We start from the raw sequence: 15,171 nt of genomic DNA on the forward strand, positions 1-15,171 counted from the left end.
AGAGAGCTATGTCTTTAAAAGATAGATTCGATAAATTTATAGATTATTTTACAGAAGACGGAGAAGAAACGACTAACTACCAGACTCAACAAGAGGAAACAGTTAGCCCAGCCATCTCATCTTCTAAAGAATTACCAGCACCTGCTCAGTCAGGATCAGCAAAAGATGCAAATATTACTCGTCTTCATGCGCGTCAGCAAGAATTGGCAATGCAAAGCCATCGTTCAGATGAGAAAGTGACAATTGACGTTCGATATCCAAGAAAATATGAAGATGCAACTGAGATTGTAGATTTGTTGGCTGGAAATGAAAGTATTTTGATTGACTTCCAATATATGACAGAGGTTCAAGCCCGTCGTTGCCTTGATTACTTGGATGGAGCCCGCCATGTCTTGGCTGGAAATATGAAAAAAGTTGCGAGCACGATGTACCTATTGACTCCTGTCAACGTTATCGTGAATATTGAAGATATCAAGCTTCCAGATGAATCACAAAGCGCTGAGTTTGGTTTTGATATTAAACGAAATAGAGCAAGATAATGATTTTCTTAGTCCATTTAATCCAAAATGCGGTTAGCATTTACTCCATCATTCTCGTTGCATTTGCTCTTCTTTCATGGTTTCCAAATGCCTATGAAAGCCAACTAGGTCGCTTAGTCATCAGACTTGCTCGCCCAGTTATCGAGCCCCTTCGTAAGTTCAATTTGCAATTTGCTGGTCTTGATTTTACGGTTTGGGCGGCCCTGATTCTGATTCAGTTTGTTGGAAATCTCTTAACACGACTAGTACTTTTACTATGACAGCAAATCGAGCCATTTATCAGCATTTCTCCCAAGATGATATTCCCTTTATTGATAAGGGTTTAGAGTGGATCAAGCGGGTAGAAGATACATATGCGTCGGTACTTACTCCTTTTATCAATCCCCATCAGGAACAGATCTTGAGGGTGCTAGCTGGGACATATGGACTGGGTTGCCAAAGTAGTGGTGATTTTCTTCCGACAGAGTCGGTTCGAGTTCTTCTCTATCCAGATTACTTTGAACCGGAGATATCAGACTTTGAAATGGCCTTGTTGGAAATTTGCTATCCGAGTAAGTTTGAGCAACTGAGTCATAGAAAAATATTGGGAACAATCATCAACCAACTAGGAATTGACCGTAAATTATTTGGTGATATCTTGGTAGATGAAAAGAGAGCACAGATTTTTGTCAATCGTGATTTCATTCCTCTTTTTCAGGATGGAATAAGAAAGATTGGCAGACTTCCTGTATCGCTGGAGGAACGTCCTTTTACCGATAGGATTATATCTAAAATTGACTATAGAGAACGAGAAATTTTAGTTTCGAGTTTTCGATTGGATGCCCTCTTATCAAGTGCCTTGAAATTATCTAGAAACCAAGCTAGTCAACTGATAGAGAAAAAATCTGTCCAGGTAAATTATCATGTGGTTGAAAAAACTGATTACCAGGTTGCAGTTGGAGATTTGATCAGTGTGAGAAAGTTTGGTCGTTTGAAAGTTGTCAAAGACATTGGTCAGACCAAAAAGGATAAGAAAAAACTAACAGTCCGGCTACTTTTAAGCAAGTGAGAAAAAATATGTCGATTACACCACAAGAAATAAGTGATAAAGCTTTCTCAAGAACATTCAGAGGCTACAATCAGGAAGAAGTTGACCTCTTTCTAGATAAGATTTACTTTGAATTAGAGGAGATGACTCGATACAAAGATGAAACTGAACTCTATATCAAAAAACTAGAAGAACGTCTTTCCTATTATACGAATGATATTCCTAAGAGAACAGTAACAAGCGAGCAAGAACCAGAAGCAATTAATGATTCTATTTTTTATTAAGTAAGTGAGGAAAAGTATGCCAATTACATCGTTAGAAATTAAAGATAAAACCTTTGGTACAAGATTTAGAGGTTTTGACCCAGAAGAAGTAGATGAGTTTCTTGATATCGTTGTTCGTGATTATGAAGACTTGGTTCGTAGCAATCACGACAAAGAAACGCACATCAAAAATTTAGAAGAACGTTTGTCTTACTTTGATGAAATGAAGGATTCCTTGAGCCAATCAGTTTTGATTGCCCAGGATACTGCTGAGCGTGTCAAACAAGCTGCTCAAGAACGTTCAAACAATATTATTCAACAAGCTGAACAAGACGCTCAGCGTTTGCTCGAAGAAGCGAAATACAAGGCAAACGAAATTCTTCGTCAGGCAACAGATAATGCTAAGAAAGTTGCCGTTGAGACAGAAGAGTTGAAGAACAAGAGTCGTGTATTCCATCAACGCCTCAAGTCTACGATTGAAAGTCAATTGGCTATTGTCGAGTCATCTGATTGGGAAGATATTCTTCGCCCAACAGCTACTTACCTTCAGACAAGTGATGAAGCCTTTAAAGAGGTGGTTGGTGAAGTTCTTGGTGAATCAGTATCTTTACAACCAGAGGAAGAACCAATTGATATGACTCGTCAGTTCACACCAGAAGAGGTTGCTGAATTGCAAGCTCGTATCGAGGCTGGCAATAAAGAATTGGCTGAATTCGAAGCCCAACAAAATCAACATACAGAAGAACTTGTCCAGCATGAAGAGTCAGTTGAAGTAGAAGCTACTGCGGCAACTGAGAACGATGCAAATAAAGAATCTGTTCTTATCCTATAAAAAATGTGAGAACAAGATCCAACCAACTATATTTTCAGCGAGCGGGAGATGGTGAGAGTCCTGCAATCCCTAGTGGTTAGATTATCCTCTCAATGAATCCAGTCCGAAAACAGTAAGACTGGACGTCCCCCACGTTACGGGAAAAGAGGAAAAAAGACCCTGTCTTTTTTCGAACAAAGGTGGTACCACGATTTTCGTCCTTTTTGCGAATCGTGGTTTTTATTTTGTCATTTTAAATTAAAGGAGTAACAATGAAACTTAAAGAAACCCTCAATCTAGGGAAAACAGACTTTCCTATGCGTGCTGGTCTTCCAACCAAAGAACCAGTTTGGCAAAAAGAATGGGAAGAAGCAAAACTTTACCAACGTCGTCAAGAATTGAACCAAGGAAAACCGCATTTCACCTTACATGATGGTCCTCCATATGCAAACGGAAATATCCACGTTGGACACGCTATGAACAAGATCTCCAAAGATATCATTGTTCGTTCGAAGTCTATGTCTGGATTTTACGCTCCTTATATCCCAGGTTGGGATACACATGGATTGCCAATCGAGCAAGTCTTGGCAAAACAGGGCGTGAAACGTAAAGAAATGGACTTGGTTGAGTACTTGAAACTTTGCCGCGAGTATGCTCTTTCTCAAGTAGATAAACAACGGGAAGACTTTAAACGTTTGGGTGTTTCTGGGGACTGGGAAAATCCTTATGTAACCTTGACTCCAGACTATGAAGCAGCTCAGATCCGTGTCTTTGGTGAGATGGCTAAAAAAGGCTATATCTACCGTGGTGCAAAGCCAGTTTACTGGTCATGGTCTTCTGAGTCAGCCCTTGCAGAAGCGGAAATTGAATACCATGACTTGATTTCAACTTCCCTTTACTATGCTAACCGTGTCAAAGATGGAAAAGGTGTCCTAGATACTGATACTTACATCGTTGTTTGGACAACCACTCCATTCACCATCACTGCTTCTCGTGGATTGACAGTTGGAGCGGATATTGATTACGTGGTCGTTCAACCAGCTGGTGAAACTCGTAAGTTTGTGGTTGCTGCAGAATTATTGACTAGCTTGTCTGAGAAATTTGGCTGGGCTGATGTTCAAGTTTTGGCAACTTACCGTGGACAAGAACTCAACCAGATCGTGACAGTCCACCCATGGGATACAGCTGTAGATGAGTTGGTTATCCTTGGTGACCACGTTACGACTGATTCTGGTACTGGTATTGTCCATACAGCCCCTGGTTTTGGTGAGGACGACTACAATGTTGGTATTGCTAATGGTCTTGAAGTCGCAGTGACTGTTGACGAACGTGGTATCATGATGGCCAATGCTGGTGCTGAGTTTGAAGGCCAATTCTATGATAAGGTTGTCCCAACTGTTATCGAAAAACTCGGTAGTCTTCTCCTTGCCCAAGAAGAAATCTCTCACTCATACCCATTTGACTGGCGTACCAAGAAACCAATCATTTGGCGTGCAGTTCCACAATGGTTTGCCTCAGTTTCTAAATTCCGTCAAGAAATCTTGGACGAAATTGAAAAAGTGAAGTTCCACTCAGAATGGGGTAAAGTCCGTCTTTACAATATGATCCGTGACCGTGGCGACTGGGTTATCTCTCGTCAGCGTGCTTGGGGTGTTCCACTACCAATCTTCTACGCTGAAGATGGTACACCTATCATGACTGCTGAAACCATTGAACATGTGGCTCAACTCTTTGAAGTACATGGTTCAAGCATTTGGTGGGAACGTGATGCTAAGGACCTCTTGCCAGAAGGATTTACTCACCCAGGTTCACCAAATGGCGAGTTCAAGAAAGAGACAGACATCATGGACGTATGGTTTGACTCAGGTTCATCATGGAATGGGGTTGTTGTAAACCGTCCAGAATTGACTTACCCAGCAGACCTTTACTTAGAAGGTTCTGACCAATACCGTGGTTGGTTTAACTCATCACTCATTACATCTGTTGCCAACCATGGCGTAGCACCTTACAAACAAATCTTGTCTCAAGGTTTTACGCTTGATGGTAAGGATGAAAAGATGTCCAAATCTCTTGGAAATACTATTTTGCCTAGCGATGTTGAGAAACAATTTGGCGCTGAAATTCTTCGTCTTTGGGTAACAAGTGTAGATACTAGCAATGACGTTCGTATCTCAATGGATATCCTTAGCCAAGTATCGGAATCTTACCGTAAAATCCGTAACACTCTTCGTTTCTTGATTGCTAATACATCTGACTTTAACCCAGCTGAGGATGCAGTAGCTTACGATGAGCTTCGTTCAGTTGATAAGTACATGACGATTCGCTTTAACCAGCTTGTTAAGACCATTCGTGATGCTTACGCAAACTTTGAATTCTTGACAATCTACAAGGCCTTGGTGAACTTTATCAACGTTGACTTGTCAGCCTTCTACCTTGATTTTGCCAAAGATGTTGTTTATATCGAAGGTGCCAAATCATTGGAACGCCATCAAATGCAGACTGTCTTCTATGACATTCTTGTCAAAATTACGAAACTCTTGACACCAATCCTTCCTCACACTGCGGAAGAAATCTGGTCATACCTTGAGTTTGAAACAGAAGACTTCGTTCAATTGTCAGAATTGCCAGAAGCAGAAACTTTTGCTAACCAAGAAGAAATCTTAGATACATGGGCTGCCTTTATGGACTTCCGTGGACAAGCTCAAAAAGCCTTGGAAGAGGCTCGTAATGCCAAAGTAATCGGTAAATCACTTGAAGCTCACTTGACAGTTTATCCAAATGAAGTTGTGAAAACTCTACTCGAAGCAGTAAATAGCAATGTAGCTCAACTTTTAATCGTGTCAGACTTGACCATCGCAGAAGGACAAGCTCCGGAAGCTGCCGTTAGCTTTGAAGATGTAGCCTTCACAGTTGAACGTGCTGCAGGTGAAGTATGTGACCGTTGCCGTCGTATCGATCCAACTACTGCAGAACGTAGCTACCATGCAGTTATCTGTGACCACTGTGCAAGCATCGTAGAAGAAAACTTTGCGGACGCTGTCGCAGAAGGATTTGAAGCCAAATAATCAGATTAGAAATATGTTTTCTCATAGTTTAAGATGAGATGAAAAGGAAAAAGAGAGGAAGTCATTTCTCTCTTTTTTGCTGGAAAAAGTTTAGAACAAAGATGCAGAAATCTAATAATTTTGGGGCTCATTTTAAGTTGATTTTTGAGATTTTTTTAAAAAGAGGAGTCGTGTTTTGGTACTTTTCAAAAGCATGTGTTGCTTCTAAAAATCGCGACAAATAATTTGAATAATCAAGTGAAATCAGGTAGAATAGAAAGGATTGAATAATATAATGAAAAGGAAATCTTTAAAGTGAAACATCAGTTTTATGGAGAAAAACGACAGCGCTTTTCTTTCAGAAAGTTGTCTGTCGGGCTCGTTTCGGCGACTATTGGAAGCTTCTTTTTGAATGGGCAAATGGCTGGGGGCTTGACTTCTGTGAAGGCAGCAGAAATTCAAAGTCAGCAGTCTGCTCAGGTCAAATACCACTACGTAGTGGAGTCTGAATTGACAGAGGCAGAGAAGAGTGCCTTGATTAGGGAGATTCCAAAGCATGTTGAGGATGCTTCAGAGACCTATTACTTAGTTTATCGTCCGACTACTCAAGGGGATACATCTGGAGTATTGCCTAAGACAGGTCACTCCGGCCTTTGGGAATCAACTTTTACAGCCATGGGTCTTGCATTACTAGTACTTGTAGTTGTTAGAGGCAGGAATGGGAAGAGGTATTTATCTTCTATCTTGTTGGTAACTGGAATGGGATCCATGCTGCTATCTCCAACAGTCTTGGCGGTGACGAATATCGAGCTCGCTGCATATAATCAAAGTCTTAACTTGGGTCTTGGAGAATCTCTTCCAGCGCCATTAAGAATTGACGGTTACGACTATATTGGTTACTTAAAGGATGCAGAGAAAGAGGAGAGTTATTTAGCCCATTCTACTCTGAAGGAAAATCCGACACTTGATTTGGAGAAAGAGAAGGGAAGTGAACTTAAACCGAGTGAAACAAATCTTGATATGAAAGAGATTGTTTCGGATAAGGGTGATGCTTTAACTGAGGAAGAAAAAGAAGCTATAGCTGCTAAGGAGAGAGAGTCTGCTCGTCTAAGCACCGTTTATGACTTGCCAGAATTAAAAATTATTGAACAAAAGTCGGTTCAAGATCTCCCTTATCAGACCCAATACCAGTATTCCGATGAATTGGCTCAAGGGCAATCAAAAGTAATACAATCAGGTGTTCGAGGCCAAAGAACAGTTGTAACTCGTCATTATCGTGAGAATCAAGAAATCGTAAAAAGCGAAATGATTTCTGATCAAGTGACGCTTGAACCTGTTTCTGAAATTATTTTAGTTGGAACAGCTCCAACTAACTCGATACCAAAAGAAACTCCAGTTCACGAAGTTCCGAAATTGTCAGAATATGGCACAATTCCAGAAACAGCGCCTGTTCATGAAGTTCCAGAATTGGCAGAATATGGTACAACTCCTGAGACATCCCCAGTTCAAGAGATTCCAGAATTGACGGAATATGGTACAACTCCTGATACAGCTCCAGTTCATGAGGTTCCAGAATTGGCAGAGTATGGCACCAGTTCTGAGATGCCTCCAGTTCAAGAGATTCCAGAATTGACGGAATATGGCACAACTCCTGAAACAGCGCCTGTTCATGAAGTTCCGGAATTGGCAGAGTATGGCACCAGTCCCGAGACGTCTCCAGTTCGTGAAGTTCCGGAATTGACGGAATATGGCACAACTCCAGAAACAGCTCCTGTTCACGAAGTTCCGGAATTGGCAGAGTACGGAACCAGTCCCGAGACAGCTCCTATTCATGAGAATTCTGAGTTGGAATTGACTACAAATGATGAGGTTAGAATAGAAAAGATTGATTTTTCTATTGACGAGCAATATACAGATGAGATTCCAGAAGGAAGTCGTCAAATCACAACTCCGGGTGTACAAGGCGAACGAACTATCAAGACTCGTGTTTACAGTTCCAATGGTCAAGTTGTTGACCGTCAAGAGTTGTCTAACGAAGAAACCTTGTCTCCTGTAACGCAAATTGTCAAAGTCGGCACAGCTAAACCAAGCATGATACCAAATGAAGCACCGAAAGCAGACGCTCTGCCAGAATATTCGCTAACTTATAGCGACGAAACTCGTGTAGAGAAAATAGCCTTCAACATTCGTGAAGAAGAAACGGATGAATTGGTCCAAGATGCGCGCCAGATCACAACACCAGGTGTTGAGGGTGAGCGCACGATTAAGACTCGCGTCTACAGTTCTAACGGTCAAGAGGTTGACCGCCAAGAGTTGTCTAACGAGGAAACTTTAGCTCCCGTAACGCAAGTGGTCAAGGTCGGCACGGCTAAGCCAACCATGGTACCGAACGATCCACCGAAAGCAGACGCCCTTCCAGAGTATCCGTTGACTTATAGCGACGAAACTCGTGTAGAGAAAATAGCCTTCAACATTCGTGAAGAAGAAACGGATGAATTAGTCCAAGATGCTCGTCAAATCACAACACCAGGTGTTGAGGGAGAGCGCACGATTAAGACTCGCGTCTACAGTTCTAACGGTCAAGAGGTTTATCGCCAAGAGTTGTCCAATGAGGAAACTCTAGTTCCCGTAACGCAAGTGGTCAAAGTGGGAACGGCTAAGCCAACCATGGTACCGAACGATCCACCGAAAGCAGACGCTCTGCCAGAATATCCGCTAACTTACACTGACGAAACGCGCGTTGAAAAAATCAACTTTAACATTCGTGAAGAAGAAAGCGATGAGCTTGTTCGAGATGCTCGTCAAATCACAACTCCAGGTGTTGAGGGTGAGCGTACGATTAAGACCCGTGTCTACAGTTCCAATGGTCAAGTTGTTGACCATCAAGAACTTTCGAATGAAGAAACCTTAGCTCCAGTAACACAAATCGTCAAAGTCGGAACTGCTAAACCAACTATGGTACCAAATGATGCGCCGAAAGCAGATGCTCTGCCAGAATATCCGCTAACTTATACCGACGAAACCCGCGTTGAAAAAATCAACTTTAACATTCGTGAAGAAGAAACCGATGAGCTTGTTCGAGATGCCCGCCACATCACAACTCCAGGAGTCCAAGGCGAACGAACTATCAAGACTCGAGTATATAGTTCTAACGGTCAAGAGGTTGACCACCAAGAGTTGTCCAACGAGGAAACTTTAGCTCCCGTAACGCAAATTGTCAAGGTCGGCACGGCTAAGCCAACCATGGTACCGAACGATCCACCGAAAGCAGACGTACTGCCAGAGTATCCGTTGACTTATACCGACGAAACTCGTGTAGAGAAAATAGCCTTCAACATTGAAGAGCAAACTACGGATGAATTAGTCCAAGATGCCCGCCAGATCGTAACACCAGGTGTTGAGGGAGAGCGCACGATTAAGACTCGCGTCTACAGTTCTAACGGTCAAGAGGTTGACCGCCAAGAGTTGTCTAATGAGGAAACTCTAGCTCCTGTAACGCAAGTGGTCAAGGTCGGCACGGCTAAGCCAAACATGGTACCAAGCGATGCGCCAAAAGCAGACGCTTTGCCAGAGTATCCACTCACTTATACCGACGAAACTCGGGTTGAGAAAATTAATTTCACAATTCGTGAAGAAGAAACGGATGATCTTGTTCGAGATGCCCGCCAAATCACAACTCCGGGAGTCCAAGGAGAGCGTACCATCAAGACTCGTGTCTATAGTTCCAACGTTCAGGAAATCGATCGCCAAGAATTGTCTAATGAGGAAACCCTAGCTCCCGTAACTCAAATTGTCAAGGTCGGCACGGCTAAGCCAAACATGGTACCGAACGATGCACCAAAAGCAGACGCTCTGCCAGAATATCCGCTAACTTACACTGACGAACTTCGCGTTGAGAAGATTAACTTCACAATTCGTGAAGAAGAAACCGATGAGCTTGTTCGAGATGCTCGTCAAATCACAACTCCAGGTGTCCAAGGTGAGCGGACTATCAAGACTCGTGTCTATAGTTCTAACGGTCAAGAGGTTGACCGCCAAGAATTATCCAATGAGGAAACTCTAGCTCCTGTAACGCAAATTGTCAAGGTCGGCACGGCTAAGCCAACCATGGTACCGAACGATCCACCGCAAGCAGACGCCCTGCCAGAGTATCTGTTGACATATACCGATGAAACGCGCGTAGAGAAAATAGCCTTCAACATTGAGGAGCAATATACCGATGAGCTTGTTCGAGATGCCCGCCAAATCACCACTCCAGGAGTTCAAGGCGAACGGACTATCAAGACCCGTGTCTACAGTTCCAATGGTCAGGAAATTGACCGCCAAGAGTTATCTAATGAAGAAACTTTGGCGCCCGTAACGCAAATTGTCAAAGTCGGCACGGCTAAACCAAACATGGTGCCAAATGATGCACCGAAATCAGACGCTTTGCCAGAGTATCCACTGATATATACCGATGAAACTCGTGTAGAGAAAATAGCCTTCAACATTCGTGAAGAAGAAACGGATGAATTGGTCCAAGATGCTCGTCAGATCGCAACACCAGGTGTTGAGGGAGAGCGCACGATTAAGACTCGTGTCTATAGTTCTAACGGTCAAGAGGTTGACCACCAAGAGTTGTCCAACGAGGAAACTTTAGCTCCCGTAACGCAAATTGTCAAGGTCGGCACGGCTAAGCCAACCATGGTACCGAATGAAGCACCGAAAGCAGATGCTTTAGAGGAGTTCGATTTAATTTCACTGCATAATCTCTTGGCAGAAGCGGATCAGATTAAAGCTCAGGCCCGTTATTTCAACGATAGTCAGAGTCATCAAGCTAACTATGATGCTGCTTTGACGGCTGGTCAAGCGATTCTGAGCCAATCTCAAGCCAGCCAAGCAGAAGTCAACCAACTGGTGGAACAAATCAATCAAGCCAAGGCGCAATTGAGTGGTCTTGAAGTTGTCAAAACGGCTCTTCAGACGGAGTACGATTTAAATCCAAGAGTTAAAACTTCTGTTAAATATAAGAATGCGGATTTAGATAAGCAGACAGCTTATACTGACGAATTGATTAAGGCTGAAGGAGTGCTGAACAATCAAACTGCTACACAAGTACAGGTCAACCAAGCTCTTGCTAGCCTGACAGCAGCCAAAGAAGCTCTGAATGGAGTGCCTAAAGTCAAGCCGATTGTTTCTATTCTAAGTCTGACTGAGAATGCCGATGATAAGTCTGTTACGGTCCAATATAGATTGGAAGACCAGACCCAGTCCTTCCGTTCAGCGATTGCAGAATTGTACCAGGGAGAACAGCTGATTCGCACTCTTCCGATTACCAATTTCGCTGGTAGCTTGAAGATTGGTGACCTAGACTACTACACAGGCTACACTCTAAAAACCAAGTTGACTTATGAATTGGATAATGGTAGCTTTACTGAGTTTGAGACAGACAGTCGTAACTTTGAGCTAGAATATAAGAAGATTGCCTTCCGTGATATTGATTCCGTTGAGTTTTATCATAAAGAAAACGACCAATACAAGCGCTTTGTATCGATGAGCTCTATACCTACGGATCTGTCTACCTACTTCGTCAAGATCAAGTCAAGCGAATCCAAGGAAATTCTCCTACCAGTTCACAGTATTTCTGAAGCAGAGAAAGATGGCAAGGCAGTCTATAAGGTTAATGTAACGCTTCCTGAACTCGTCCAAGAAAGTGAAGCGGGCTATAAGTCTGGGCACGACTTCTACATCAGTAAGGCGGTCCCAAGTCAGCAAAATGTCTACACTAGCTTTGCTGGATTGGTAGACGCTATGAAGCGAAATATGGCAGGAAATTATGTTCTGGGAGCTGATTTGGATGCGAGCGAGGTCAATCTAGCTCCTGCGGATTATGTCTACCTCAAAGGGAACTTCACCGGCAGTCTGACTGGTAGTCAAAATGGTAAGCAATACGCTATTTATAATCTAGCCAAGCCTTTATTTGAAAACATGAAGAATGGGTCTTCTATTACCAATATAGACTTTAAAGATGTGAATATCGTGGGGACCTATGACTCGGCTGCACTGGCACGCAGTGCGGAAAATGCGCGAATTACAGATGTTTCTGTTCAGGGGAGAGTATTGGTAGTAGGAAACGCCTCTAACGTAGCGGGTCTAGTAGTTAATGGAACCAATACGAAAATTACCAATAGTTCCTTTACGGGAACTATCCTATCTAACAGTCAACACATCAAAGCTTATAATGTAGGTGGTTTGGTTGCAAGCCTTAAAGGAGGAGAATCTCTTCTTAGCCAAAGTAAAGCAGATGTAACGATTATTAGTAGTGCTCGATCAAATGAACAACGTATCGGTGGTTTGGTTGGTCGTCTAGAAAACAACGCTCGAATTACCAAATCGTATGTGACAGGAAAACTGTATAATGCGACCACTAACGGTCAAATCGGTGGAGTGGTCGGCTCGAACTACTTTAATGGTTTAGTTGATAATGTGATCAGTAATGTTAGCGGTACAAATGTTTACAGTATTTCTGGGGATCAGGGCTACAAAAACGACCGCATTACGCAAGCATATAAAGTTGCTAAAAGTGAAACCTTGAAGAACGATCAGTTTGTTACTTCTACTATTACTCAAGAAGAAATGGAAGAAAAACTGACTGCTATGGACATCACGACTAGCCTAGATGACACGAATCTAAATATGCGTTTTGTCGACTATGGTGAGGTAAACAATGCTCAATTTGACCGCGGATATTCTTATGCAAATATGGAGAAACTGCTTCCTTTCTACAATAAAGAAACCATTGTTTCGTTTGCGAATAAGATTCCGAAAGAGCATAAGTTGAATAAGGAGTACCTACTGGATGTTGTTCCGATGAAGGGTGACCAGGTTATCACTGATATCCATGGCAATAAAACAGCAATCAATCGTTTGATGCTGCACTACATGGACAATACTATTGACTACCTAGAAATATCTTATCAGGGAGATTTCGTAAATCGAGGTATTGCTGAGTATAGAATGAAGGGATTAGACCTTTTGTATACTCCAGAAGCCTTTGTATCAGATTATACTAGTATTCTAAATCAAGTCTTGCCAGAGCTAAACAAAGTCGTTCTTGATTCGCCAGCTATGCGAACAGCTCTCGGTGTAGCAGCAGATACTTCTTTAGATGAATTATACTTAGACACCGCATTTACGCAAGTGAAAAGCAAACTGTCAACAGAACTACGAAAAGTTCTGGCTATGGATAAGGCTATCAATACTGAAGGTGAAGTAGTTAAGGATTATCTTGTTAAGAAGATTCTTGCTGATAAAGAAGCTTTCCTATTAGGTTTGACTTACCTTAACCGTTGGTATAATATCAACTATGACAACTTTAATGTTAAGGACCTATCGGCTTACAAGATGGATTTCTACGGTAAAAATGACGTTTCGGTTCTTGATACAATCATTGCTTTAGGGAAATCAGGACTTGAGAATCTCAAGGCTAAGAACAACTATACAGCTTATGATAATTCGCTCTCTGAAGCAACTGGCAAGCGAGGACTCTTCAATTACCTTGAAGGCTACCGTCAGCTCTTCCTGCCATACAAGACCAATAATGAATGGCTCAAGACCAATACAAAAGCCTACATCGTTGAGGCTAAGTCCGATGTAGCAGAAGCGAGACAGCTTCAGGACGCAGCTGAGGGCAAGAGCAAGTACTCTGTCGGTGTTTATGATAAGATTACTGCAGATAATTGGGAACACAAGGGCATGCTCCTGCCACTCTTGACCATGACAGAGAAAGGTGTCTATGCTATCTCCAATATGTCTACCATCTCCATGGGAGCTTATGATCGCTACCGCCTGGATGCCAATAACAGGGTGCGAACAGACGCAGAACTAATTGAATATGTTGAAGACAGAGTGAGAAAAACAGCTGAATACCAGCGCGACCACTATGATTTCTGGTATAAGATTCTGAGTCCAGAAAGCAAGGACAAGCTCTTCCGTTCGGTTCTGGTTTATGATGGGTTCTCATTGGTTGACAAGAATGGTCAAAGATATTGGGCTCCAGCTAATGACAAAAAATCACAGGCTATGCAGGAATTCTTTGGACCAGCTGGCAAGTGGTATCCAAGCAAGGGCTATAATGCCTATGCTACGGGTAGTGTAACTCACTTTGATGCTGCTAAATTGTTGGAAGACTATGGTAACTCAGTCTACACGCATGAGATGACCCATAACTCTGACGGTGCTATTTACTTTGAAGGATATGGTCGTCGTGAGGGACTAGGTGCGGAACTCTATGCTCGCGGACTCTTGCAGTCTTCGCCAAGCCCAGATGAACCAACTATTACGCTCAATACTCTCTTCAAGGTGGACAAGGATTCTAAGACACGTATGCATACCTATAATTTCAAGGAACGTGTTCAAAATGCAGCAGACCTTCAACACTATGTCCATGGTATGTTTGACATGATCTACACCTTGGATTATCTAGAAGGTACCTCTATGCTGAAGCAGAGTGATGATGCGAAACTTCAGTGGTTCAGAAAGATGGAGAATTACTATATTACAGATAAGTATGGTAAGGAGACTCATGCTGGTAACCAGACGAGAAGCTTCACTGCTGAAGAAATCAAGCAATTAAAGACCTTTAACTCTCTCATTGAAAATGATGTGATCACTCGTCGGGAGAATAAGGAAAGTGGGAAATATGGTCGAAATGGCTACCTCAGTCTCAGCCTCTTCTCACCAATTTACTCAGCCTTGAGCAATCCAAATGGAGCGCCAGGTGACGTTATGTTCCGTCGCACAGCCTATGAATTACTGGCAGCCAAAGGCTACCATGAAGGATTTGTCCCTTATGTTTCTGGTCAGTACTCTCAGGAAGCCTTTGATGAAGGGAAGAAAACGTGGGACGGATGGTCTGGAAGAGATGTTGGTCTCGTGACTGACCAGAAAGTCTTGGAAAATGTATTTAAAGGTGAATACACCTCTTGGGCAGCCTTCAAGAAGGCCATGTACAAGGAGCGAATTGATCAGCTGACCAAGCTGAAGCCAATCACCATTGAGTACGAGCTTAAAAATCCAAACAGTACCAAGAAAGTAACCATTCGTTCTTATGCAGAGATGCAGCAGTTGATGGACGCAGCCGTGGCAGAGGATGTACGCAACATTACCAATGCTACTAGCCGTGTCGAAGCTAGCTGGGTTAACCTGCTCAAGAAGAAGATTTACAATGCTTATCTTCGTGAGACAGACGACTTCAGACAGTCTATTTTCAAGAAATAAGGAAACGATTCTGTTTGATTAAAATTTGAAAATTCCTAGGTTTAAGGCTACCTAGGAATTTTTCTGTGGTTTCTCCATGATCTTGTTTGTGCATTCAAGACCTGATAAGATAAGGATTTTGACAGCGTAAATGAACTGAAAAGATTAGCAGTTTTTTGTGGCTATTATTTATAGCAAATAAATTGAATAATCTAGTAAATTTCGGTAGAATAGAGGGGATTCAAATCAT

7 protein-coding genes are annotated in these 15,171 nt (G+C 42.5%); all 7 read left to right on the plus strand.

Translation table 11 applies throughout. From position 1 onward, the window contains the following. Positions 1 to 8: 8 nt before the first annotated feature. The 7 genes from M1G01_RS00685 (at position 9) to M1G01_RS00715 (ending at position 14,942) form a co-directional block, all read left to right on the plus strand. Positions 9 to 539: a cell division protein SepF gene (locus M1G01_RS00685; RefSeq protein WP_000053366.1), complete on the plus strand. Its 531-nt coding sequence runs from the start codon at positions 9 to 11 to the stop codon at positions 537 to 539. Then, positions 539 to 799, plus strand: coding sequence for a YggT family protein (locus M1G01_RS00690; protein WP_247930910.1), 261 nt, complete (start codon positions 539 to 541; stop codon positions 797 to 799). The genes M1G01_RS00685 and M1G01_RS00690 overlap by 1 nt, the downstream gene beginning before the upstream one ends. After that, complete coding sequence (locus M1G01_RS00695) at positions 796 to 1,587, plus strand: YlmH family RNA-binding protein (RefSeq protein WP_247930911.1); 792 nt, start codon at positions 796 to 798, stop codon at positions 1,585 to 1,587. The genes M1G01_RS00690 and M1G01_RS00695 overlap by 4 nt, the downstream gene beginning before the upstream one ends. 8 nt (positions 1,588 to 1,595) lie before the next feature. Then, positions 1,596 to 1,850 (plus strand): DivIVA domain-containing protein, encoded by a 255-nt coding sequence (locus M1G01_RS00700; protein WP_247930912.1) that lies wholly within the window; start codon positions 1,596 to 1,598, stop codon positions 1,848 to 1,850. 16 nt (positions 1,851 to 1,866) lie between these two features. Then, entirely contained in the window at positions 1,867 to 2,661 is a 795-nt protein-coding gene (locus M1G01_RS00705) for a DivIVA domain-containing protein (RefSeq protein WP_247930913.1), read from the plus strand. Between the two features lie 251 nt (positions 2,662 to 2,912). Beyond that, positions 2,913 to 5,705 carry an isoleucine--tRNA ligase gene (gene ileS, locus M1G01_RS00710; protein ID WP_247930914.1) on the plus strand — a complete coding sequence of 931 codons (2,793 nt, stop codon included), beginning with the start codon at positions 2,913 to 2,915 and terminating at the stop codon, positions 5,703 to 5,705. Positions 5,706 to 5,999: 294 nt separating this feature from the next. Continuing rightward, positions 6,000 to 14,942: a ZmpA/ZmpB/ZmpC family metallo-endopeptidase gene (locus M1G01_RS00715; RefSeq protein ID WP_247930915.1), complete on the plus strand. Its 8,943-nt coding sequence runs from the start codon at positions 6,000 to 6,002 to the stop codon at positions 14,940 to 14,942. The last annotated feature ends 229 nt before the right edge of the window (positions 14,943 to 15,171 follow it).

Source organism: Streptococcus oralis (assembly GCF_023110055.1).
GTDB lineage: Bacteria > Bacillota > Bacilli > Lactobacillales > Streptococcaceae > Streptococcus > Streptococcus oralis_BY.